This window comes from Thauera sp. 28 (assembly GCF_000310145.2).
GTDB lineage: Bacteria > Pseudomonadota > Gammaproteobacteria > Burkholderiales > Rhodocyclaceae > Thauera > Thauera mechernichensis.
On sequence record NZ_AMXA01000019.1, the window covers coordinates 1 to 21,334 of the forward strand.

18 protein-coding genes and 3 tRNA genes are annotated in these 21,334 nt (G+C 63.6%); 7 read left to right on the plus strand and 14 right to left on the minus strand.

Annotated elements, in window-relative coordinates; all coding sequences use genetic code 11:
• Positions 1-351: 351 nt before the first annotated feature.
• The 5 genes from C662_RS13160 to C662_RS13180 form a co-directional block, all read right to left on the minus strand.
• On the minus strand, positions 352-1,320 hold the full coding sequence (locus tag C662_RS13160; protein WP_002929949.1) for a hypothetical protein: 969 nt from the start codon (positions 1,318-1,320) through the stop codon (positions 352-354).
• Positions 1,317-3,416, minus strand: a complete 2,100-nt coding sequence (locus C662_RS13165) for a hypothetical protein (RefSeq protein ID WP_002929951.1) — start codon at positions 3,414-3,416, stop codon at positions 1,317-1,319. Before C662_RS13165 ends, C662_RS13160 begins: the two co-directional genes overlap by 4 nt.
• Positions 3,413-4,189 (minus strand): hypothetical protein, encoded by a 777-nt coding sequence (locus tag C662_RS13170; protein ID WP_198291904.1) that lies wholly within the window; start codon positions 4,187-4,189, stop codon positions 3,413-3,415. Before C662_RS13170 ends, C662_RS13165 begins: the two co-directional genes overlap by 4 nt.
• A 293-nt stretch (positions 4,190-4,482) precedes the next feature.
• Positions 4,483-4,860: a hypothetical protein gene (locus C662_RS13175; protein ID WP_002929956.1), complete on the minus strand. Its 378-nt coding sequence runs from the start codon at positions 4,858-4,860 to the stop codon at positions 4,483-4,485.
• A 240-nt stretch (positions 4,861-5,100) separates the two neighbouring features.
• On the minus strand, positions 5,101-5,307 hold the full coding sequence (locus tag C662_RS13180; protein ID WP_002929959.1) for a cold-shock protein: 207 nt from the start codon (positions 5,305-5,307) through the stop codon (positions 5,101-5,103).
• A gap of 369 nt (positions 5,308-5,676) precedes the next feature.
• On the opposite strand from C662_RS13180, the gene C662_RS13185 reads away from it, so the two are divergent.
• Together C662_RS13185 and serB are read left to right on the plus strand one after the other, a co-directional pair.
• A complete protein-coding gene (locus C662_RS13185; protein ID WP_002929962.1) occupies positions 5,677-6,756 on the plus strand; it encodes a 3-deoxy-7-phosphoheptulonate synthase in 1,080 nt (359 codons plus the stop codon).
• Positions 6,753-7,595, plus strand: coding sequence for a phosphoserine phosphatase SerB (gene serB, locus C662_RS13190; protein ID WP_002929964.1), 843 nt, complete (start codon positions 6,753-6,755; stop codon positions 7,593-7,595). The genes C662_RS13185 and serB overlap by 4 nt, the downstream gene beginning before the upstream one ends.
• Before the next feature lie 20 nt (positions 7,596-7,615).
• Here the strand turns inward: serB and C662_RS13195 are convergent, their stop codons facing one another.
• The gene (locus C662_RS13195; protein WP_198291800.1) at positions 7,616-8,329 is read right to left on the minus strand and encodes an ABC transporter ATP-binding protein; all 714 of its coding nucleotides are present in this window, start codon (positions 8,327-8,329) and stop codon (positions 7,616-7,618) included.
• Between C662_RS13195 and C662_RS13200 the strand changes: the two genes are divergently transcribed.
• Positions 8,313-8,924, plus strand: a complete 612-nt coding sequence (locus tag C662_RS13200) for an arylesterase (protein WP_051018570.1) — start codon at positions 8,313-8,315, stop codon at positions 8,922-8,924. The two genes, C662_RS13195 and C662_RS13200, sit on opposite strands and share 17 nt — an antisense overlap.
• Before the next feature lie 6 nt (positions 8,925-8,930).
• On the opposite strand, the gene selD is transcribed toward C662_RS13200, so the two are convergent.
• Positions 8,931-9,971: a selenide, water dikinase SelD gene (gene selD / locus C662_RS13205; RefSeq protein WP_002929973.1), complete on the minus strand. Its 1,041-nt coding sequence runs from the start codon at positions 9,969-9,971 to the stop codon at positions 8,931-8,933.
• Positions 9,972-10,027: 56 nt separating this feature from the next.
• Here selD and mnmH point away from each other — a divergent pair, with 56 nt between their 5' ends.
• A complete protein-coding gene (gene mnmH / locus C662_RS13210) occupies positions 10,028-11,074 on the plus strand; it encodes a tRNA 2-selenouridine(34) synthase MnmH (protein WP_002929974.1) in 1,047 nt (348 codons plus the stop codon).
• A 46-nt stretch (positions 11,075-11,120) separates the two neighbouring features.
• On the opposite strand, the gene C662_RS13215 is transcribed toward mnmH, so the two are convergent.
• On the minus strand, positions 11,121-11,693 hold the full coding sequence (locus C662_RS13215; protein WP_002929976.1) for a class I SAM-dependent methyltransferase: 573 nt from the start codon (positions 11,691-11,693) through the stop codon (positions 11,121-11,123).
• 155 nt (positions 11,694-11,848) lie between these two features.
• On the opposite strand from C662_RS13215, the gene C662_RS13220 reads away from it, so the two are divergent.
• The 3 genes from C662_RS13220 to C662_RS13230 all read left to right on the plus strand — a co-directional run bounded on the left by C662_RS13220 (position 11,849) and on the right by C662_RS13230 (position 16,784).
• Positions 11,849-13,057 (plus strand): sensor histidine kinase, encoded by a 1,209-nt coding sequence (locus C662_RS13220; RefSeq protein WP_232431619.1) that lies wholly within the window; start codon positions 11,849-11,851, stop codon positions 13,055-13,057.
• Positions 13,058-13,244: 187 nt separating this feature from the next.
• Complete coding sequence (locus C662_RS13225; protein WP_002929979.1) at positions 13,245-15,932, plus strand: bifunctional acetate--CoA ligase family protein/GNAT family N-acetyltransferase; 2,688 nt, start codon at positions 13,245-13,247, stop codon at positions 15,930-15,932.
• A gap of 3 nt (positions 15,933-15,935) precedes the next feature.
• Entirely contained in the window at positions 15,936-16,784 is an 849-nt protein-coding gene (locus tag C662_RS13230) for a D-hexose-6-phosphate mutarotase (protein WP_002929980.1), read from the plus strand.
• Positions 16,785-16,943: 159 nt separating this feature from the next.
• Here C662_RS13230 and C662_RS13235 read toward each other — a convergent pair.
• From C662_RS13235 to C662_RS13260, 6 genes are all read right to left on the minus strand, one after another.
• Positions 16,944-17,019 (minus strand) — tRNA-Gly (locus C662_RS13235).
• A gap of 71 nt (positions 17,020-17,090) precedes the next feature.
• Positions 17,091-17,164 (minus strand) — tRNA-Cys (locus C662_RS13240).
• Between the two features lie 81 nt (positions 17,165-17,245).
• A tRNA-Gly gene (locus tag C662_RS13245) sits at positions 17,246-17,321 on the minus strand.
• A 97-nt stretch (positions 17,322-17,418) separates the two neighbouring features.
• Positions 17,419-17,994, minus strand: a complete 576-nt coding sequence (gene pgsA / locus C662_RS13250) for a CDP-diacylglycerol--glycerol-3-phosphate 3-phosphatidyltransferase (protein WP_002929982.1) — start codon at positions 17,992-17,994, stop codon at positions 17,419-17,421.
• 98 nt (positions 17,995-18,092) lie between these two features.
• A complete protein-coding gene (locus C662_RS13255; protein WP_002929983.1) occupies positions 18,093-18,554 on the minus strand; it encodes a hypothetical protein in 462 nt (153 codons plus the stop codon).
• 107 nt (positions 18,555-18,661) lie between these two features.
• Positions 18,662-21,256: a PEP/pyruvate-binding domain-containing protein gene (locus C662_RS13260; RefSeq protein ID WP_002929984.1), complete on the minus strand. Its 2,595-nt coding sequence runs from the start codon at positions 21,254-21,256 to the stop codon at positions 18,662-18,664.
• Positions 21,257-21,334 lie beyond the last annotated feature (78 nt).

The following is a 21,334-nucleotide window of genomic DNA, read 5'->3' on the forward strand; positions in this document are numbered from 1 at the left end:
TCATTGTGAAACCAAAACGACCGAAGTCGCTTTCGACCACAACCACCAAGCACCCACACTTATCGGTTGTTCAATTTTTTAAAGAGCGACAGACATTCATCAACTGTCTTTTTGCTTGAATCCTGCTTACGTCGAGCGCTGATTTTTCGCACAACATCTAACAGAACTCTCACTCCCCTTAAGCGCCGAACTCTTTTTGAAAAGTGTTTTTCGTTCAGGAGAGCCGCGCATTATAGAGATAAAAAAACGCCGGTCAACAGGAAATCAATAAAACTTCCTTTTGCGCCTATCGGAGCGGAACTTGGAGAGCACACGGCCTTGCCCGCGACACTGATGCACTCACCCTTCAGCTTACCGGCGGCCCGCATCGCCCCCCGTAACCCGAGTCACGAGCGGGCCAAGCTTGAGCTCAACTACCCCACTCTCGCACTCACCCAGAACGCTGGCAGCAAACCGCCACTCCTTGGACGCCGGCCGGTAGATCATGCCGGTGCGGACCTCGAAGAGTTCGTCGCGCTGCTTGATGCGTACCGGGCACACCTCGACGACGCGAGCAGTGAATGGTGTGTCGGCCGGGACCCGGAGGTACTTGCTCGGCTCCGAGCCTTGATCGAAGGGACCGTAGGCAACCACGCGAATCGGCACCCGATCGTCCTGAGCTCGCTTCAAGCCCGTGCAATCCTGACTTGGGGGGAAGACCACAGTCCGAGCAGCGCCCACCTGGCGCAAGGGGATACCCAACCAGGCGGGACCGAACTCGAACGCAGCGTCAAACGGCGCCCGCTGCTCGGACTCCTCTCCGGAATAACGCCTCTCCATGGCAACGGCGTTGCCAGCAGCGCCCCTTGGCCGAGCATCTGAATAGGCACCCCCGGTGGAAGCCGGCACAAGCCACACCTCCGCGGCGTGCACGGGCAGCCCCAGGTCGGCCAGCCGTGCCTCGTCGACTGACGCCGGGTAGTCAAATGCACGGCTGTCAAGCAACCATGCCGGCGGCTTGTCGCAATCAATCGGCCGATAGAGCGCCACCTCCACCCTTACCAGACTCATGACCGGGATGGGCGCCTGCGCATGATCGACGGCATCGCCTACCACCATGGGCGCACGCAGGACCTTGTTGATGGCCAGCGGCGTACCCTCGGGCCAGCGCAGATGCATCCGGGGGTCTGCCACCCGGGCGCCTTGCAGCGGATCGGCCAGTTCCAACTCCGCCTCCCTCGATTCGAGCAAGCGATCGCCACAGCCGGCGAGGAGCAGTGCGGCAGCAGCCACCCGGATGATTGTTGTGCCAGCGCGGACATGTCGAGTGCGATGCGTCATGGCCTTTCCATCATGATCCAGATTCGGTCGCGCTCAGGGTCGATTGACCCAACCTCGAGCACGACGTTGCGGATGAGGTCATGCCGCCTTGATGCACAAGCCTGCTTCATCGCCTGGCCAAAGGCATCGGCAGAGCACGCGCGCGCGCTGCACCAGCCACCGTCGAACACGATGTCGCCGTCGCGAAAGGGCACGGCCGGGTCGCTCGCAATGATCTCGGCCTGAGCCGCGATACGGATACCCTGGTAATGACCGTCGATGAAATAGGGCTCGCCCTGAATCGGGCGCTGGATGCGCCCAAGGACCTTGCACAGCTCGGGCGCGGATGTTCTCGCGCGCGACGGATCACGTCTCATCCACCGCTCGATCGAGAGCGGGACATCGCTCGCATCGGGAAGGTCGGCGTGTGCACTTGCAGCGGACTGACGCACTGGCGCCTCTACGACCCCTATCGTCTGCCGCGCACCATCGGTCATGTGACATGCCGCAGGCTCCAGCCGGCACAGTGCAGGATTCTTCAGCCCCTGACTGTCTCGTCGAGCACGCAGATAATCACCAAGTGAAGGGTTGAGCATGGGACGGGGAACGAGATCTGGAGTCGAGTAAGCACGCAGTTCGACCGGCGGTGACGACGTGGCACCCGCTTCAGGCTCGAAACTGACGAGATGACTTCCGTAGTGGCTGAAACGCAGCATGCCGGGCGCGGCCCGAGCCCCCTCATCGAGTGGAAAACCTGGGCGGATTTCATACAGCGCTGCTGGATCGGCCCCATCCGGCCGATCCGGGGAAATCTCGCGCGGCGGGAACACACTGGCGTCTAGGATGATCGGACGACCGTTGTAGCCGTCCCAAGCTACTAGCAGCCTGGCATCATTGCTGGCGACGTAACGCGTGCGCACCAGCACGTCCACAGCCTCGAGCATGGCGCCGGGCGGCAGGAAGGCCCTGCGGGCACGCTCCAGCTCCCGGGCCTTTGCGCATGCGCGCAGGCTCTGCGTTGACGTTCCGGCACATGCTGGGGTCGAGGCCCCCTGCGCAACCCATGCCCGCGGCGCCCAACTTCCTGCGTCGGAATCGTCGGACAGCGCGACGCGATGAAGCGCAGTTGCGCTCATCCCCAGCAGTGTTGAACCAAAAGACACCCAGGCAAACGGACTATCGTGCAGGACCCCCGAGGCCGACGGCGTCAAAGGCGCAGACGGATCGGCCCGATCAAGGTCAACAAGGTAGTAGCCTGGCAAGGGCTGCTGTCGCGTCGAGCGCGTAAGGAACGCAAGCCAGCGCTCGTCTGCGGAAAGGGCTATCGCCCCTTGTTGCATGCTCCACGCGTAGCCATCACGGAGCTGGTCGAGCTGACGCCCGTCCGGCACTGCGATCCGGCGCAGATTTCGCTGGCGCTGATCCCAGACCATCAGGTAGCCGTCGTCGAGCGAGAAAACAGCAAGATTCACCGCGTTGGTGCGATGAGCGCGGACATGCTCCGCCTCCGGAAAGCGCGCCTTGAAGATCATCCTGTTGGCAGCGATGTCCCAGACCTGGAACTCAGTCACCGAGACGTCCTTGTCCTTGGTGAGCACCGCAAGATGAGCGCCGTCTTCGCCGAGCAGCGCGAAACCGTAAGCATCCTCCAGAGTGAAGGCAAGCTCGCCGGACGCCATGCGCCACACATAGCTGTGCACGCGTCGACTGGAGGCCTCGCCCGCCACCGTCCGGCTATGGACCACGGTCTGGCCCAACGGCGCGACAACCGTCCGAAGCAACCCCTGGTCAATCGGGAACAATCGCAAGCGATCGTCGGCGCGCTGTATCAGAGCCTCCGGTAAGCGCGGACTCATCGGCAGCACATTGAGAATACGTCCGTTTGCGGGATCGAGTACGAGCAGATCGTGAAAGCGGAAGCCTTGGATACCACCGCGTGCTTCCACCACGACGAAGTCCTGCACCGGTGCCGACATGGGATCATCGGCGTACCCGGAAAGCGCGAAGCACAGGATCAGCGCTACCCCCAGCACCTTGATGCCGCAAGCCCAGGTGCTTGCCGGGCGCGAGCCATATGCGCGCTCCTCCTCCGATGCAACACCTGCGCCGGCCTTCATCGGAAGAACGCCCGCAGCCCGCTTCCGTTACGCAGCAGTGTCATGATGCGAAACGGGATCGACCCGACCACGAAGACGCTGAACAGCGTCAGCCACGCACCCCCCTTCCACAAGATGTAGCCGTTGATTCCCCAGAACAGCCAAGCCAGCGAACTGCCAAACAGGAGATAGCACAGTAAGCAGGCAGAACCGGCGACGAACAGCACATAGAAGGTGAACATCACCCTGTCGCGCGCGCGTCCAGCCCCGAGTCGGATCATGAGCAGGGCTACGACGGCCACCACGAGCACGAAAGGCAGCAGGGCGAGCACGTAGGCGAGCAGTTCCACGAGCGCCCCCGCCACGAAGGCCTCGACGCTCGCACTTAAGGGTTCGGCCCATCGCAGCCAGTCGTGATCGCTAAGCCACGCTGGCGCACTGGCGTTGAAACTCGAGACCCAGGTCCGCGGTACGATGCTCGACAGCACCAGCCCCCAGAACAGTGTGTTGAGACACAGCACCAGCAGCGTCAGCATGACACGCCGGCCGGCGCCCATGGGCTCTCCCGCCGACCGCTCACCCCAGCCCTCGAACCGAGCGCGCCATAAAGCATGCGCTGCAGTACTCAAGGCACCGAGAGCGATCACCCACTTTGCGTGCGTCACGAGCAGAAAGACAAACGCAAACGGAGACACCAAGGCAATGAGCAGGCTCACGACAAGCTCAAGCACCCCGGTGGCCCTGCTGATGCGCTCGCCGATCGTCGACCGCGCCGATACCCCGAGCATCATCACGCTCGGGTCCGCACGGTGATGCGTCAGCGGTCGGGGTTGTGGCATGCAAGAGCGCCCAGCAGGAGTGCACACGCACCCCGAGAGGAGCGCATCGTCACGTCATTCGCGGTCGCGTCGCCGGCCGCAGCATGGCCAGACCAGACACGATCAGGATGGCATGGAAGTCGACCAATTATAGTCAGACTGGCTGGACGCAGTCTTCGATCTCGACGCGACGCTCATCGATTTGTCGGAGCCTGCCAGAGTTTTTGATCTAGACGCCCTACCGACTGGAGCACAAGGCGCCAGGACGGTCAGTTGTCCAACTGGGCGTCGACAGGCGCGAAACCATAGTACGAACCGTAGGCTGAAGGCTCCGGCGCGTAGGCCGCGACCTTTATTGCGTCGGTCAAGGTCACGGTGTCGGTGAAACCGTCAATGCCCCGCTCGTCCGCCAGCCATGCGGCTTCGACCTGCTGGTCAGACATGCCCTCGAGGCTCAGATTTGCGTTCAGGCGTGCCGACCGGTACTCGAAGGCCGTATCGTGGGCAATGAACAAGGTGTGCTGGCAAGCCGTGATGCGGGTTTCGTCGAGCGGATCGGCGCCCATGACACGCGTACCGCAGAACGGACAGTGAACAGGCGTGTAATAGAACGTTTTGAGTTCGGTGCGTTGTATGAACTGGGACATCGGGATCTCCTTGAGCGCGCTGATGATGTAGCTGCGTGCACCGCACAGCGAAGCTGCAGCGCACGGGCCTTGTTGGTGAGCTCCCCGTTACGGCGAACCCCTTCTGTAACGCAAGGCATTGGCGCCTGTCTTGCCGCCGCTGAATGCGCTTCGGGTTATCGGGTTTCAAAAAGCAAAAGGCCCGGCGCTTGCCGGGCCTTGCGACAGCCTGCGCTTTACGCGCGACGGCTGGGATGCAACTCAGTTGGCGGCGCGAATGTTCGACGCCTGCAGCCCCTTGGGGCCGGTGGTCACGTCGAAGGTGACGCGCTGGCCTTCAGCCAGGGTCTTGAAGCCTTGGCCCTGGATGGCGGAGAAGTGCGCGAACAGGTCGTCACCCCCGGCCTCCGGCGTAATGAAACCAAAGCCCTTCGAATCGTTGAACCACTTTACGGTACCAGCTGCCATGTCTTGAATCTCCTGAAAACGGGGAAAGCCCCCTGGATGGGGCGAGTATCAAGACAGCAAGGTATGACTTGGGGGAATACGGCCGAACGGTGCGACCATGAGACCGCAACCGAAAATCGGATATGCCAACAAACAAACTGCACGACTTGAATATCGCTGGGCCACAGTATGCGCGCATCGGGCCAATAACGACAGCAATTTCTCTACCGATCGTAACCTGTCAGTGCGCTCCCCACCCGCGATGCCGCGCAAGGCGCAAGCGAGAGCACGCTGCCCGCCCCCACCCATGATGCCTTAAATCTTCCCGGACACACCTCCGCACGGGCGTTACAATTGCAGGCTTTCCAGGCCGCAACCGGAGCCTTCGCAATGCCGCTCACCCAGACCGAAAACCTCAACGTCCTCGCCTTCGATCACATGCCGTCGCCGGACGAGATCAAGGCCCGCGTCCCGCTCACCGAGCGCGCTGCTGCGTCGGTGGTCGCCGGGCGCAAGGCGGTGATGGACATCCTCGACCGCAAGGACCCGCGGGTGTTCGTTGTCGTCGGACCGTGCTCGATCCACGACCCGGTGGCCGGCCTCGACTATGCGCGCCGACTCAAGACCCTCGCCGATGAAGTATCCGACACCCTGCTACTGGTAATGCGGGTTTACTTCGAGAAACCGCGCACCTCCACCGGCTGGAAGGGCTTCATCAACGATCCCTTCATGGATGACTCGTTCCGCATCGACGTCGGCATGGAGCGTGCTCGCCAGTTCCTGCTCGACGTTTGCGAGATAGGCCTTCCCACCGCAACCGAGGCGCTCGACCCTATCGCACCGCAGTACTACGGCGATCTCATTTCATGGACCGCCATCGGTGCTCGCACCTCCGAATCCCAGACCCACCGCGAGATGTCATCAGGCCTGTCCACACCGGTCGGTTTCAAGAACGCTACCGACGGTGACCTTGAAGTGGCGATCAACGCCATCATCTCGGCCGCAAGCCCGCACAGCTTCCTCGGCATCAACAGCCAGGGCCAATCGGCCATCACCCGTACCCGCGGCAACCGCTACGGTCATGCAGTGCTGCGCGGCGGCGGCGGACGCCCCAACTACGATTCGGTGTCGATCTCGCTCGCGGAGCAGGCGCTGGCCAAGGCAAAGTTGCCAAAGAACATCGTGGTCGATTGCTCGCATGCCAATTCCTGGAAGAAGCCCGAGTTCCAGCCGCTGGTAATGAAGGACGTGATGCATCAGATTCGAGAAGGTAACGAGTCGGTGGTCGGACTCATGATCGAGAGCAACATCGAAGCCGGCAACCAGCCGATTCCAGCCGACCTGTCGCAGCTCAAGTATGGCTGCTCGGTGACCGACGCTTGCGTGAGCTGGAACACCACCGAGGACATGATCCGCAACGCCGCTGCCGTGCTGCGCGAGGTGCTGCCGGCTGTGGAGCGGCGCGCATGAACCTGGTCGTGCTGGCTGCCGACGTCGATAGCGTCGCGCTGAAGAACGTCGCCAAGCTCACCGAAACGCGCGAAATCCAGCAGATCACCCCGCGCTCGTTCCGCTTGCTCGGCGCCCGGCCGCACGAAGGTCTGGTCACGGCTTGTGCCGAGGGCGGACTGGACCATGTGTGGCTCCCCGAAGGCCGCCGGCTGGGCGACTTCGGCCTTTTCGTCACCGACATGGATTCGACGCTGATCAACATCGAGTGCATCGACGAGATCGCTGACATGCAGGGCCTCAAGCGCGAAGTGGCCACGATTACCGAGGCCGCGATGCAGGGCGAGATCGACTTTCGCGAATCGCTGACGCGCCGCGTAGCACTGCTCGCCGGACTCGACGAGCGCGCACTGGCCGAGGTGTTCGATCACCGCCTGCAGCTCAACCCCGGCGCCGAGCGCCTGCTGCAGGGACTGCAGCGCGCGGGCATCCGCAGCATGCTGGTGTCGGGCGGATTCACCTACTTCACCGAGCGCCTCAAGCAGCGTCTCGGCTTCGACTACGCTTACGCCAACGAACTGGAAGTGATCGACGGCAAGCTGACTGGAAAGGTGATCGGCGACGTCGTCGATGGCGAGGCCAAGGCAAACCATCTGGTACGCATGCGTGACGAACTTGGCCTGAAACCTGAGCAGGTGATTGCAGCTGGGGATGGCGCCAACGACATTCCCATGTTGCGCGCGGCAGGCTTTGGCGTTGCATTCCATGCCAAGCCTGTACTACGTGACGTAGCCCACTGCTGCCTTGACCACTCCGGGCTGGACGGCATCCTCGACCTGTTCGGCAACGACGTGGGTTGATCATCCGGAGCAGCCTGCGCTCAGGCGGGCGCAGGCTGCTCCGCCAAGCGCCCGGCCTGCATGCGCAACACACGCCCGCAGCGGCGAGCCAGGGATTCGTCATGCGTGACCAGGATCAGGGTGGTGCCAGCCTCGCGGTTGAGGCGGAACATCAGTTCGATCACCGATTGTCCGGTTTCCGCGTCGAGATTGCCGGTCGGCTCATCGGCCAGCAGCACCCGAGGATTGGGCGCAAAAGCACGTGCCAGTGCCACGCGCTGCTGCTCTCCCCCTGAAAGATGCTTGGGATAATGACGCAGCCGGCCACCCAGACCCACCCGTTCCAGCCACTGCGAAGCGACCGTTCGAGCATCGGCAACGCCGGCAAGCTCGAGCGGCAGCATCACGTTCTCCAGCGCCGTGAGCGCGGGCAAGAGCTGAAAGGACTGGAACACGAAGCCGATCGATTCGCCTCGCAAGGCCGCCCGCGCATCCTCATCGAGCGCAAACAGATCGGTACCCTGCAGCCGCACCGTGCCGCACACGGGAACATCCAGGCCGGCGAGCAATCCCAGCAGCGTCGATTTGCCCGAGCCGGACGCGCCGACAATGGCGACCGACTCCCCCGCCCCCACCGCGAAACTCACGTCCTGCAGAATGTGCAGATCGCCCTGGCCATCAGCCAGCCGCACCTGCTTGGACAGGCCATCGACCTCGATGACCGGACTGGAGAGCTCAATGCCGCTACGATCCATCGCAACCTTCTTCGTCATGTTGTTGTTCACCGCCATGGCCCACGCCGCACCCTCCATCCTGGTCTGGGGTGACAGCCTGTCGGCCGGCTACGGCCTCAAGCCTGGCGAGGACTGGCCCGCCTTGTTGCAGACGCGTCTGCGACAGGAAGGGTTCCTGCACGAGGTCGTCAATGGCAGTGTATCGGGTGAAACCTCTGCGGGCGGACGCACGCGCCTGCCCGCAGCGCTGGCGCGCCACCGGCCGACCATCCTCATCCTCGAGCTTGGTGCCAACGATGGACTGCGCGGGCTGCGCCCGCAACTCATGGGCGACAACCTGCGGGCGATGATCGCCGACGCGCGCACGGCAGGCGCACGCGTGCTGCTCGTCGGCATGCAGATGCCGCCCAACTATGGCGCAGCCTACACCCGCCGCTTCGCCCAGACCTACGTCGACGTCGCCGCCGACACCAAGGTGCCACTGATACCCTTCCTGCTCGAAGGTTTCGCCGACCGCCCCGAAATGTTCCTGGCGGACGGCATTCACCCGAGCGCCGAGGCACAGCCTCTGATCCTCGATACCGTCTGGAAGGATCTTGCGCCAATCCTGCAGTAAGGCCGCTCAGGCCACTTGCACTCGGACGGCACCCGCCGCCATGGTACCGATGACGGTACCGGGCACCCCCTGCTCGGCACAAATGGCCGACTGCACGGCATCCACCGCGTTCGGCGCGCAGGCAATGAGCAAGCCGCCTGAGGTCTGTGGGTCGGTAATCAGCTTGCGCCGCCACTCGGGTGCGTCGGCAGCCAGATCGATGCTGTCGCCGTAGCTCGCCCAGTTGCGTGCAGACGCGCCCGTGGCCGTGCCCGCCTGGACCAGCGCCAATGCTTCCGCAATCACCGGCAGCGCATCGAAGCGCAGCATGGCGCCAAGCTTGGCACCGCGGCACATCTCCAAAAGGTGGCCAGCAAGGCCAAAGCCGGTCACGTCGGTCACCGCGTGTACGCCATCGATATCGGCCATGCGCGCACCGGCCCGGTTGAGCGTGGTCGTCCAGCGCAACATCTCGGTGTAGCCCTCTGCCGACAGCGTGCCCTTCTTGAGACCTGCAGACAGGATACCGATACCGAGCGGCTTCGACAGGATCAACACGTCGCCTGCCCGTGCGCCGGCATTGGTGCGCACCCGCGCCGGGTCAACCACACCAAGGCCCACCAGGCCGTAGATCGGCTCGAGCACATCGATCGAATGCCCGCCGGCGATCGGGATGCCCGCCTGGCGACACACCTCGGCCCCGCCCTGCAGGATCTCGCCGATCACCGCGCGCGGCAGCTTGTCGAGCGGCATGCCGACGACGGCCAGCGCGAACAGCGGCGTCGCACCCATCGCATACACGTCGGAAAGCGCATTGGTGGCGGCAATGCGACCGAAGTCGCGCGGATTGTCGACGATTGGGGTGAAGAAGTCAGTGGTGGCAACGATCGCCTGGCGCTCGTTCAGTCTATAAACCGCGGCGTCGTCTGCGGTGTCGGTACCGACCAACAGGTCGGCGGGCACGACACCGGCAGGCATCGCAGCCAACAGTTCGGTGAGTACGCCGGGCGCGATTTTGCAGCCGCAACCGCCACCGTGGGAGAATTGGGTCAGTTTGATTTCATTCATGTTCAGTGAGGAGTGACGGCAGGCCGGTGCGCACACCGGATGGAGCCGCATCAACCATGCAAAAAGGCGTCGCGACCGTAGCACAGCTGTCCGGGTTTGACGAGATCATTGACGCCCGCACGCCGGCCGAGTTTGCAGAGGACCACCTGCCCGGCGCAGTCAACCTGCCGGTGCTCGACAACGAGCAACGCATCATCGTCGGTACGATGTACAAGCAGCAATCCGCTTTCGAAGCGCGGCGTGTCGGCGGCGCGATGGTGGCCGCCAACATCGCGCATCATCTACAAACCGCACTATGCGACAAGCCTCGCAGCTGGCGCCCGCTCATCTACTGCTGGCGCGGCGGCCAGCGCAGCGGCTCATTCACCACCTGGCTGCGCATGGTGGGCTGGGATGCCTGCCAGCTTCAGGGGGGCTACAAGGCCTTTCGCCACCACGTCATCGCCGGTATCGAGCAGATTGCGCCAGGGCTCGATCTGCGCGTCGTCTGCGGCCCCACCGGCAGCGCCAAGACACGCGTACTCGAGGCCCTTGCCACGCTTGGCGCGCAAACACTAGATCTGGAAGATCTCGCTGCCCACAAAGGATCGGTACTGGGCGCCCTGCCCAACCGCCCGCAGCCTGCGCAGAAGCACTTTGAGACGATGCTGCATGCTCAACTCGTCACGCTGAACCTGGCACGCCCGGTGTACATCGAAGCCGAGAGCCGCAGGATCGGCATGGTGTTCGTACCCGAGCCGCTGATCATGCGCATGCGTGCCGCGCCTTGCATCATGATCGACGCGACGCGGGACGCCCGCCTCGAGTTCCTCATCCGCGACTATGCCTACCTGGGCGACGACGTGGCCGGCCTGCAACGCAGCCTGCAAAGGCTGCGCGAACTGCAGAGCCGCGACACACTGGCACGCTGGCATGCACTCGCTGAAGCGCACGCCCTGCCGGCGCTGTTCGGCGAACTCATGGACCTGCACTACGACCCGCTCTACCGCCGCTCGCAGAACGGCAACTACCTGCGCTACGCGGACGCCCCCAGCCTGCACACCGACGACCTGAGCCCGGCCGGAATACACGCACTGGCCCGGCGCATCCTGGAGCTCGGCTGAATACGGGGCACGGCTTCGGATCGGACGCCGGGGCCCGAGCCCATGTTCAGGCCGCAGGCAGCTGCGGCTCGACCTTGCCGCGGATCGCACATATGCGCTGAACCACTGCAGGGCGTGCGCCCTGCACTTCGCCCTGTTCAAAGGCAACCAAGGTCCAGTCGCCCTCGAGACGGTCGATGAGCTCCATGGGTTGGAGCAGGAAGTCGGCCCGCGACGGTTTGCCGAAGCGCTCGTTGCCCGCCATGAAGGTTTCATAGATCAGGACGTCGCCTTGCCCCAGCAGAGCAAGCATGTCCGCAAAGCGCGGTCGGTACAGATAATTGGTCACGACCACCCCCCGATAGCGCTCGCCGGCCAGCGGCCAGTCGGCACCCTCCAAGTCGAGTACGCGCGTCCGGATGCCGGGGATGTCCCGCAAGGCCTCCAGCGCAAGGGAATCGCGATCGACAGCAGCCACCTCGTAGCCCGCGCTTGCCAGCCAGCGCGCATGGCGACCATTGCCGCAGGCGTAGTCGAGCACACGCGAACCGGCGGGGATCAGTGGGGCAAAACGCAGCACCCAGGGCGACGGGAGCGCAAGGCCGGGATGGGCGTGAGTGTTCGAGGTGGAGAGGGGCATGTCTTGGTCCTGCCGGGGTTGTCGTGCGCGTTGACCGGACGCAATTCTATGCGCTGTTGATCCGGTACCGGTGGCGCGAAGTCGATCTGTGATATACAGGAAGTCGCCCACGAGCGCATGCCCGGGGCACCCCTGCCTACCACGATCGTGCTTCCGTGACTGCCCGACCGCAAGACCGCGAATCGCCCCCCGAGGCCCCCACCGAGTCGCCGGCCCCAGCTCGCCCGCCCATTACTGGAATCTCAGCGCCAGCGGACGACAGCGCACACTGGCTCGAGATGCTGCAGTCGGTGAAGCAGGTGCTGTTCCGCACCGACAATATCGGTCAGCTGACCTTTCTCAACGACTTCTGGAAGGTGCTATCCGGCTTCGCGATCGAACAAAGCCTCTGCCGCCCGCTCGCCGACTTCCTGCACCCGGACGATTGCCAGCGGGCGCGTGCGGCATTCGCCGAACTGCTCGACGGCCAGCGCCAGGAATGGGCCGACGAGCTGCGGCTGCGCACCCACGGCGGCGAGATCCGCTGGATCGCGATCAATGCACGCCGGCCGAGTGCGGGCAGCGGATCGCCGAGCTGGATAGCCGGCACCCTGGATGACATCTCTGCGCGCAAGATCGCGGAGATGACCCTGCGCAACCTCAACCTCGAACTCGAAGCCCGGGTGCGAGCGCGAACCGCCGAGCTCGAGGCCGCGAACCGTGAGCTGGAAGCCTTCTCCTACTCCGTGTCGCACGACCTGCGCGCACCGTTGCGAGCCATCGACGGTTTTGCCCGCATCCTTTACGAGGACGCCGCTGACCGGCTCGAGGCGCACCAGCGCGAGCAGCTTGGGCGCATCCGCAAGGCCGCCGAGCGCATGGCCATCCTCATCGATGCACTGATCGGGCTGGCAACGGTGGCTCGCCAGCCACTCAAGCGCCAGCAGGTTGACCTGTCGGCACTGGCCGAATCGGTCATTCAGGAGCTCCATGCCGAGGACCCGGAACGCAGGGTCGAAGTCGAGATCACCCGGGATCTGAGCGTGAATGCAGACCCTGGACTGATGCACGTCATGCTCGACAACCTGCTCCGCAACGCCTGGAAGTTCACACGCGACACCCGTATGCCGCGCATTGCCTTTCTTGCTCGCCAGGAGGGTACACGCACGGTGTACTGCGTCGAGGATAACGGTGCCGGGCTCGACATGCGCTATGCGAACCGGCTCTTCGAACCCTTCTCCCGCCTGCACACCACGGAATCGTTCCCCGGAACGGGCATCGGCCTTGCCACGGTCAAGCGCATCGTCACTCGTCATGATGGCCGGATTTGGGTGGAGTCCCGCCCAGGCGAGGGAGCACGCTTCCATTTCACCCTGAGCCATTGAGTGAATCGAGGCAATGCGGGCTAAAACGGAACCAGTTCGCAAAAAGCAACAAGCCGACGAAGCGACTTTTGTGCACCGCAGTATAATGCCCGCAGACTCCAGGCTGACGCGCCTTGCCGCGCCCTCGGAGCGGATGCCGCACACCAGACCCTGACCTCTCCCCCTATTCCATCCCCAGGTTTCCATCATGAAAGAGAAACACTACCTGACACCGCTGCTGGAGCCACGCTCGGTAGGCATCATCGGCGCCAGCGAACGCGAGGCGTCGCTCGGCAGCGTGCTGATGCGCAACATGCTCGAAGCCGGCTACAAGGGCAAACTGTTCGCGATCAACCCCAAGCACGACAAAGTGCATGGGGTTGCCTGCTACAAATCGGTGGAGGACGTGCCGCAACGACTCGATCTCGTCGTAATTGCGGTGCGTGCCGAGAAGGCGCCCGCAATCATGGAGAGCTGTGGGCGGGCCGGCGCCAAAGCGGTAATCATCCTGTCGGCAGGCTTCTCCGAGGCCGGACCGCGCGGCGCACTGCTCGAACGCCAGGTGATCGATGCTGCTCAACGTCACAAAATCCGTCTGCTTGGCCCCAACTGTCTGGGCGTGATGCGCCCGCAACTCGGCGTCAATGCCACCTTTGCCCATGCCAGCGCACTCAAGGGCAGCATTGGCCTGATCTCGCAATCGGGTGCGCTATGCGCGGCGATTCTCGACTGGGCAAAGCCGAACAACGTCGGTTTCTCGTCGGTCGTCTCCCTGGGGTCTTCCTCGGACATCGATTTCGGCGAGGTGCTCGAGTACATGATCTCGGACCCGCGTACCGAGAGCATCTTTCTCTACGTCGAGGGCATCCGCGACCCACGCCGCTTCATGAGCGCCCTGCGCGGCGCGGCGCGAGTGAAACCTGTGCTGCTGATCAAGGCTGGCCGCCACCCCGAGGCGTCGAACGCCATCCTGTCACACACCGGCGCCCCCATCGGTGACGACGCCATCTTCGACGCGGCACTTCGTCGCGCCGGTGTCATCCGCCTGTACAACCTCGGCCAGCTCTTCGCCGCCGCCAATGCCCTGTTCTCGCACTTCCGCCCGCGCGGCAACCGTCTGGCGATCATCACCAACGGCGGTGGCCCCGGCGTGATGGCGGCCGACCGCGCGCTCGACATTGGCATCCCGCTGTCCCAGTTCTCCGAAGGCACGATGGAGAAGCTCAATGCAGCGCTGCCTGCGAGCTGGTCGCGTGGCAACCCGGTGGACATCCTTGGCGACGCCGACCCGGAGCGCTACGGCAAGGCGCTCAAGGCAGTACTCGAAGGCCCCAACGTCGATGGCGTGCTGGTCATGCTGACCCCGCAGGCAATGAGCAACCCGACGGGCGTGGCCGAGGTCATCATCGAACTGGAAAAAACCGCAGACAAGCCTGTTGTCGCATGCTGGATGGGCGAGGACCTCGTCGGCGAGGCACGCCAGAAGTTCAGCGCGGCGGGCATCCCGCACTTCCGCACTCCCGAGCCGGCGGTCGAGCTGTTCAGTCACATCTCGGCCTACTACCAGAACCAGAAATTGCTGATGCAGACGCCGTCCTCGCTGTCGGACCTGCCCGCACCGTCGATCGAGAGCGCACGCCTGGTCATCGAGATGGCGCTCAACGAGCGCCGCAAGAAGCTCAACGAGATGGAGTCGAAGGCGCTGCTCGCCGCCTTCCGCATCCCCATCGCGCAGACCGTGGTCGCGCGCTCGGCGGCAGAGGCCATGGTGCTGTCGGCCGAGATCGGGCTACCAGTGGTCATGAAGATCGATTCGCCAAACGTCAAGCACAAGTCGGACGTCGGCGGCGTACGCCTGAACATCCGCAGCCTGGCTGCGGTGCGCTCGACTTACCAGGAGATCCTGGACGAAGTGAAGCGCGCACAGCCCGAAGCGGTGATCAACGGCATCGCGATCGAACCGATGATCCAGAAACGCAACGGCCGCGAACTGGTGGTTGGCGTCAAGCGCGACCCCGTGTTCGGCCCCGCGATCAGCTTTGGCGAGGGCGGCAACCTGGTGGAAGCCAACCGCGACATCGCAGTGGCCCTGCCCCCGCTCAACAGCTTCCTGGTCCGCGACATGATCCGCTCCACGCGCATCGCGTCACGCCTGGGCGAGTTCCGCAACATGCCTGCAGTGGACATGGATGCGCTCGAACTCGTGCTGCTGCGCGTATCGGAGATGGTCTGCGAATTGCCGTGGATCACAGAGATGGAGATCAACCCGCTCATCGTCGATGAGAACGGTGTGGTGGCGGTCGACGCCAGCATCAGCGTGGAAAACGTATCGCCGACGGCGGATCGCTATGACCACATGGCGATCCACCCCTACCCGTCGCACCTCATCAGCACCTGGACCGTGCCCGACGGGACGACGGTGACCATCCGCCCGATCAAGCCCGAGGATGCCGAACTCGAAGTCGAGTTCGTGCGCGGTCTATCGGCCGAGACCAAGTACTACCGCTTCATGAACACGATGCGGGAGCTGCCGCCGGCGATGGTTGCGCGCCTGACACAGATCGACTACGACCGCGAGATGGCCTTCGTCGCCACGCTGATGGTCGAAGGCGTCGAGAAGGAAATCGGTGTGTGCCGCTACGCGGTCAACCCGGATGGCGAATCCTGCGAGTTTGCCGTGGTGGTCGCCGATGACTGGCAGCACCGCGGCCTGGCTCGCAAGTTGATGGGTGTACTCATCGAGACCGCACGCAGCCGAGGCATCCAGTACATGAACGGCGTCTTCCTCGCCAATAACGAACGCATGCTCAAGTTCGTGCAGAAGCTTGGCTTCGTGCTCAGCAACGACCCTGAGGACAGTTCGGTCAAGCTCGGCGTACTGCCGCTTCAGGACTGAACGATGAAAGCCGGCATCGAGCACATCGACTTTCATGGTCTGCCCGCGCTGAGCCTGAGCACGCGTGCAGGCGCCCGCGCGGTCGTCAGCCTGTTTGGCGGCCAGGTCCTGTCATGGACACCACCAGGCGGCGGCGAGCGCATCTACCTGAGCCCCACGGCGGTCCTGGATGGCCACACGCCGATCCGTGGCGGCATACCCGTATGCTTTCCTCAGTTTGCCACGCAAGGCGCGCTGCCACGCCACGGTTTTGCACGCAATGCCATATGGCAGGTAGAGACCGAACGCAGCGATGACGACTTTGCCCTCGTTACGCTCGGCTTGCGCGATGATGTTGCCAGCCGCGCGCTGTGGCCGCACGCATTCCACGTCGAGTTGGGCATCCTGGTTGAAGACAGCCGCCTGGACATCGAGATCGAGATCGAGAATACCGGCGATGCGGCCTTCGAGTTCACTGCAGCGCTGCACACCTACCTCGCAGTGCGCGAGGTCGAAGAATCCCGCCTGGAGGGGCTGCACGGCCACATGTTCCACGACATGAACGCTGACGGGCAGGTGGTGCGGGAAAGTGGCGACGTTGTGCTGGTCGAAGGCGAGGTCGATCGTATCTATCGCGACGTCAAGCGCCCCTTGCTGCTGCGTGAGTATGACCGCAGCCTGGGCATCAACACCGAAGGCTTCCCCGATGTCGTGGTATGGAACCCCTGGGAGGAGCGCAGTGCGGCGCTTCCCGACATGCCGAACGACGGCTTCCGCCGCATGCTTTGCGTCGAGGCCGCAGCGGCAGTCGCCCCGGTGACGCTGCCTGCGGGCAAGATCTGGCTCGGCAGGCAGACCCTGGTCGCGCTCTGATCAGCGCGGGGCGCCATCCGCAATGGCGGCGCCCCTCAAGCCCCGGACGAGCGGCCACGAGAATGCGCAGGCTGCCAAAGTGAACGCACAAATGCAAAAAGAGGCCTGAGCCTCTTTTTGCATTTGTGCGTCGCTAAATCAACGACGCACAAGAATATCTGGAGCGGGAAACGAGTCTCGAACTCGCGACCTCAACCTTGGCAAGGTTGCGCTCTACCAACTGAGCTATTCCCGCTTTAACGACAGGGCGCAAATTATAGCAACTTTGCAACCACATCGCAACACTACAAAACTACTTTTTACTACTGGAGGCGCGACTCGGAATCGAACCGGGGTACACGGCTTTGCAGGCCGCTGCATAACCACTCTGCCATCGCGCCACGACCATTTTGGTCGGCTGCCCCTGGCCTCAGCCCGGAGCCGCCTTCCAGACCAAGCAAAGCGCTTGACCAACGAATACTTGGAGCGGGAAACGAGTCTCGAACTCGCGACCTCAACCTTGGCAAGGTTGCGCTCTACCAACTGAGCTATTCCCGCTCGGGAAAGACCGCCATTATAGGCAAGTTTTTTAATTCGTCAACCGCAATCACAAAATTAGTTCGTGTTCGTTGCATTCACTGGCGTAGCGCAACACTCAGTCACCGCCCTTATCAAGCAACAAAGGCATCGCTCGGTGCAAGTAGTAACCCATCGACCACAGGGTGAGGCCTGCTGCGACATAGATGAGGATGGTACCAACCAGCACCATGTCGATACCGAGCACGGGGGCGTTGAACAGCAGCATGGGGATCGCCGCCATCTGCGCCGCAGTCTTGAGTTTGCCGACAAAGGCTACGGCAACACTTGCCGATTGCCCAACCCTTGCCATCCACTCGCGCAGTGCCGAGATCGTGATTTCGCGGCCGATGATCACCACTGCAATAAGCGCATCTACGCGCGACAGTTGCACAAGCAGGATCAACGCCGCCGCCACCATCAGCTTGTCCGCTACCGGATCGAGAAAGGCACCGAAAGCCGAGGTCTGCCCCAGGGCGCGTGCAAGGTAGCCGTCGAACCAGTCTGTGACGGCGGCTACCACGAAGATGATCGTGGCGATCAGGTTCTTGGTTTCGACCGACAACGCCCCGTCGGACAAATAGAAGACGCCGACGAAGACCGGGATGAGAACGATGCGCGCCCAGGTCAGCGCGTTTGGGATGTTGAGCGGCATGCCGGGGGGCGTTTCGCATGAGGAAAGGGGACGCGCAGTATATCAGTCCCACTCAAGCCGATGCCCCGGACGGCGTCACCTGGATCGCCGGGCGGGCATCAAGGCTTGAGCGGCTCCCAGCCAGGGTGGTCGTATTCACGCCCGTAGTAGTTGAGTGTTTCAACCACTCGCATCAAACCCAGCCGCTTGGCCGGCGCGCGCGGCGCATCGCGCATCAACTGTACGCCATCGGTAATGTCGCCGAGCAGCCACTGGAGATGACGGCCTGCCCTGTTGTGAAAGTCACGTCCGGCACTGATGGCCTGCACCTGCTGTTCGATCTTTGCAGCCAGTGCGACGTAGTCCGCTTCCGCGACCGGCTGCCCGCCCTCCATGCCCTGTGCGAGCAGAGCGCGCAGATCAAGCATGCCGGCGCGCAGGCGCTCATCGGCCGGACGGGGAATCTCGTCGGCAGGGGTACTCAGGCGGGGCGCCGCACGCGAGTCGGAATCCGCGTATACCGGCGCAGGCCCCGCAAACCCGAGGCCGACCACCACTGCAAGCATGGGTAGGAACTGCATGCTGACTCTCCAGGAGGAATCGAATTGCGTCCATGCTATCGACTTCGTCCGCCGTACTGCTTGAACTGGATCAAGTTCATTCAGCCGCATGAGGCGATACTCGATATTCACGGTAGCGGCGGCTGCGCTCGCACCACCGCAACACGCTGCTTGAGCGCATCGGCGTACAGCAGCAAGCTACCGTGTGCCCACTGCCCGACGTGGATCACATCCGCCCAGCCGGCATCGTCAGGCAGCAGCTGGGGCAGGACGTTGGGTCGATCGAGCAACCGCGCCTCATCGAGCATGTTGCCCTCCAGCCTGGGGAACAGGGCGAAGTACAGCAGGTCGCCTTCGATGAGCTCGTTCAGGAAGTGCGTCCCGAGTGAGACATCGGGGATCAGGTTGTCGTGCATGGCCACGATCTCGCACAGTGCGGCGATGTGGTTGATCTCCGAGAACAGCACCGGTATGCCGAGAAACGGATCGCGTGATCCCCAGCGCCCGGGGCCCAGCATCAGTACGCAGCGTCCTGCTGCAAGCCCATTGAGCCGGCCGATCACCCGCGTGACGGCAAGGCGCTGCGACTGGTTGAGTACCCCGAACGCGGCGGGCCTGACGTGAATGACCCAATCCGGCTGGATGACTCGACTCGGGCCGATCACCGCACCACGGGCGCACACAAGTTGCTCTGCCTCCGCCGGAGGCTCCGCATCGGCCACTCCTTCTACACTGCGGACCTGCATCGGCCGGCACTGGAGCAGGTTGACACGGTAGCTGCCATCGGCGAGCACATTGAGGGCGAACTCTGTCTCCACGGGATGTGCATAAGCGGCATGCAGCGTTGCCAGCAGCGCTCGCAGATCAGCGACAAAGGGCGTGCGTGCAATCAGACCATCAAAGGTCAGGAAAGGCGGACGCCCCGGTTCCTCGCGGGTTGTGAACAGATCGAAGGGGAACCCTTCCTGGCCCCTGACCAGGTCGGCAAAGACACCCGAGACGACGGCATTGCGCTCGAGATCGAGCGTATCCATGCGCCTTTGTGCATGGCGGGCGATCGCGCCGAAGTTTGTCTCCGGGCGGAGTTCCGGCGCGTTCAGCGCCACCAGCCGGGTATAGTCGTCATCCGAGCGATCCACTGCACGCGTACCCAAGCCTGCAACCAGCCTTACCACGCCTGCCCTCATGTCGATCTGCGGGTTCCATGGATAGGGATTGACCGACAGCCCCACCCCTGCCGCGTGCGGATGGAAGTAACGGCCGCCGGCCGTTCCCGAGACGCGCATGATCAGCAAGGCCATCTGCTCGTGTTCGTCGAGCAGGCCGCGGCGCTTGCGGTAGCGCAGTGCCTGCTCGGACAGACTGCTCGCATAGACAGCCCTCACCGCGTCGAGCAGATCGGCGAGCCGCCGTTCGCGCGTACCCTGATTGACGCAGAACACGCTGTCGTACTGTCCCGCGAAAGCATTGCCATAGCGGTCTTCAAGGCGCGAGCTGGAGCGCACGATGAAAGGCCACTCGCCGAAGTAGTCCAGCATGGCCTCGAACTGGCGCAAGGTGCTATCCGGGAAAGTCCCCTTCAGGATGCGCTGGCGCGCACCCTGCTCGCCGTCCAGCCCCTGCAGGAAGCCCGCATCCTCGCGCTGGCGCCGCCGCACCCACCACAGCCCATTGCTGACGAAGAAGGTGTCGAACACCTCGGCGCCGACATAGAAGGAGTCGTGCGCCTCCATTCGCGCGTGCAGCGCGGGGGCATCGCGGCGCAGCACCGCGCGCGCAACCAGCATGCCCGCGGCCTTGCCGCCGATCGTACCGATACCAATCATGCGCGCGCGGACGGCGATCAGATCCTCGAGGCCAAGGTAGCGCGCGATCAGCCCCTGCAGACCTGGTTCGTCGGGAAACAGCATGCACGCAAGACGTGCGAACGCTTCGGCCTCTGCGGCCATGTCCGGCACACCCGCCTCGCGCAGGGCGACGAGCGTACGCGCAGCGTCGAACAAATGCTGCCAGTGGCTTCGGATCTGCTCGTCCTCGAGCCCTGGCCAGCCCGACCCGGCGAGGATCTCAGCGACGGTGCCGCTGTCTGCAACTGGACGGAAATGGTCGCCCGCGTCCCAGGCGTGGATCAGGTTCATCACCGCCGCGGAACGGTGCTGCACCTTGATCGGCCGAACATAGAGCCGGTCGCGGCAACGGAAGACGTCGAGCAGGTACTGCGTTGTTTCGGTGATCATGCCCATGCCCGCGCGTGCATGGCGGTGCCGCAGCACGGCGAAGTAGGTCACTGTATCCAGATCGAACAGGCGCGGGCAGGTAAGCCTGAAGAAGTTGCCCATCATGCGATCCGACTGCCAAGCATCTGCCAGTTCCGACAGGCAATCGAAGATGTACATCGTCTCGGGTCCGGCCGCCTCGATCACCGAGTGCACCTGATCGACGAAGGCGTCGAAACCCGCCGCGGGCTGCGGATAGTGAATCTCCGCCCCGCTCCCTGCATCGAGCAAGGCGCGATGGGACGCGAAGCGAAAATAGACCAGACGCCGACACTGCGCCCGCGCGGCATACGCATAGGGCGTCACCAGCGCCTGGTAGTCGTCGAGCGACTGGACCTGCCAGACGATGTTGTCACCGCGCGCCACCCCGCTGATGACGGCATCGAGTGAGCTCAGGCCGGTGGTGGGAGCGAACTCGGCGGACTGGGAAACAGGGTGCGGCGCCATGAGGACCCCCGGCAGCGAGTAAGAGAAGCCGGCGCGAAGAAGGGAACTTCATCCGGCGTAGACAGACCCAGACGCGAT

What these genes read in the sequence shown, in the direction of transcription:
- pgsA (WP_002929982.1), bottom strand. Translation starts at nt 17,994, where the DNA reads ATGCCGCTCAACATCCCAAACGCGCTGACCTGGGCGCGCATCGTTCTC.
- C662_RS13175 (WP_002929956.1), bottom strand. Translation starts at nt 4,860, where the DNA reads ATGTCCCAGTTCATACAACGCACCGAACTCAAAACGTTCTATTACACG.
- C662_RS13225 (WP_002929979.1), top strand. Translation starts at nt 13,245, where the DNA reads ATGAAAGAGAAACACTACCTGACACCGCTGCTGGAGCCACGCTCGGTA.
- C662_RS13180 (WP_002929959.1), bottom strand. Translation starts at nt 5,307, where the DNA reads ATGGCAGCTGGTACCGTAAAGTGGTTCAACGATTCGAAGGGCTTTGGT.
- C662_RS13185 (WP_002929962.1), top strand. Translation starts at nt 5,677, where the DNA reads ATGCCGCTCACCCAGACCGAAAACCTCAACGTCCTCGCCTTCGATCAC.
- C662_RS13200 (WP_051018570.1), top strand. Translation starts at nt 8,313, where the DNA reads ATGCCGCTACGATCCATCGCAACCTTCTTCGTCATGTTGTTGTTCACC.
- C662_RS13260 (WP_002929984.1), bottom strand. Translation starts at nt 21,256, where the DNA reads ATGGCGCCGCACCCTGTTTCCCAGTCCGCCGAGTTCGCTCCCACCACC.
- C662_RS13160 (WP_002929949.1), bottom strand. Translation starts at nt 1,320, where the DNA reads ATGACGCATCGCACTCGACATGTCCGCGCTGGCACAACAATCATCCGG.
- mnmH (WP_002929974.1), top strand. Translation starts at nt 10,028, where the DNA reads ATGCAAAAAGGCGTCGCGACCGTAGCACAGCTGTCCGGGTTTGACGAG.
- C662_RS13255 (WP_002929983.1), bottom strand. Translation starts at nt 18,554, where the DNA reads ATGCAGTTCCTACCCATGCTTGCAGTGGTGGTCGGCCTCGGGTTTGCG.
- C662_RS13215 (WP_002929976.1), bottom strand. Translation starts at nt 11,693, where the DNA reads ATGCCCCTCTCCACCTCGAACACTCACGCCCATCCCGGCCTTGCGCTC.
- C662_RS13165 (WP_002929951.1), bottom strand. Translation starts at nt 3,416, where the DNA reads ATGAAGGCCGGCGCAGGTGTTGCATCGGAGGAGGAGCGCGCATATGGC.
- serB (WP_002929964.1), top strand. Translation starts at nt 6,753, where the DNA reads ATGAACCTGGTCGTGCTGGCTGCCGACGTCGATAGCGTCGCGCTGAAG.
- selD (WP_002929973.1), bottom strand. Translation starts at nt 9,971, where the DNA reads ATGAATGAAATCAAACTGACCCAATTCTCCCACGGTGGCGGTTGCGGC.
- C662_RS13230 (WP_002929980.1), top strand. Translation starts at nt 15,936, where the DNA reads ATGAAAGCCGGCATCGAGCACATCGACTTTCATGGTCTGCCCGCGCTG.
- C662_RS13195 (WP_198291800.1), bottom strand. Translation starts at nt 8,329, where the DNA reads ATGGATCGTAGCGGCATTGAGCTCTCCAGTCCGGTCATCGAGGTCGAT.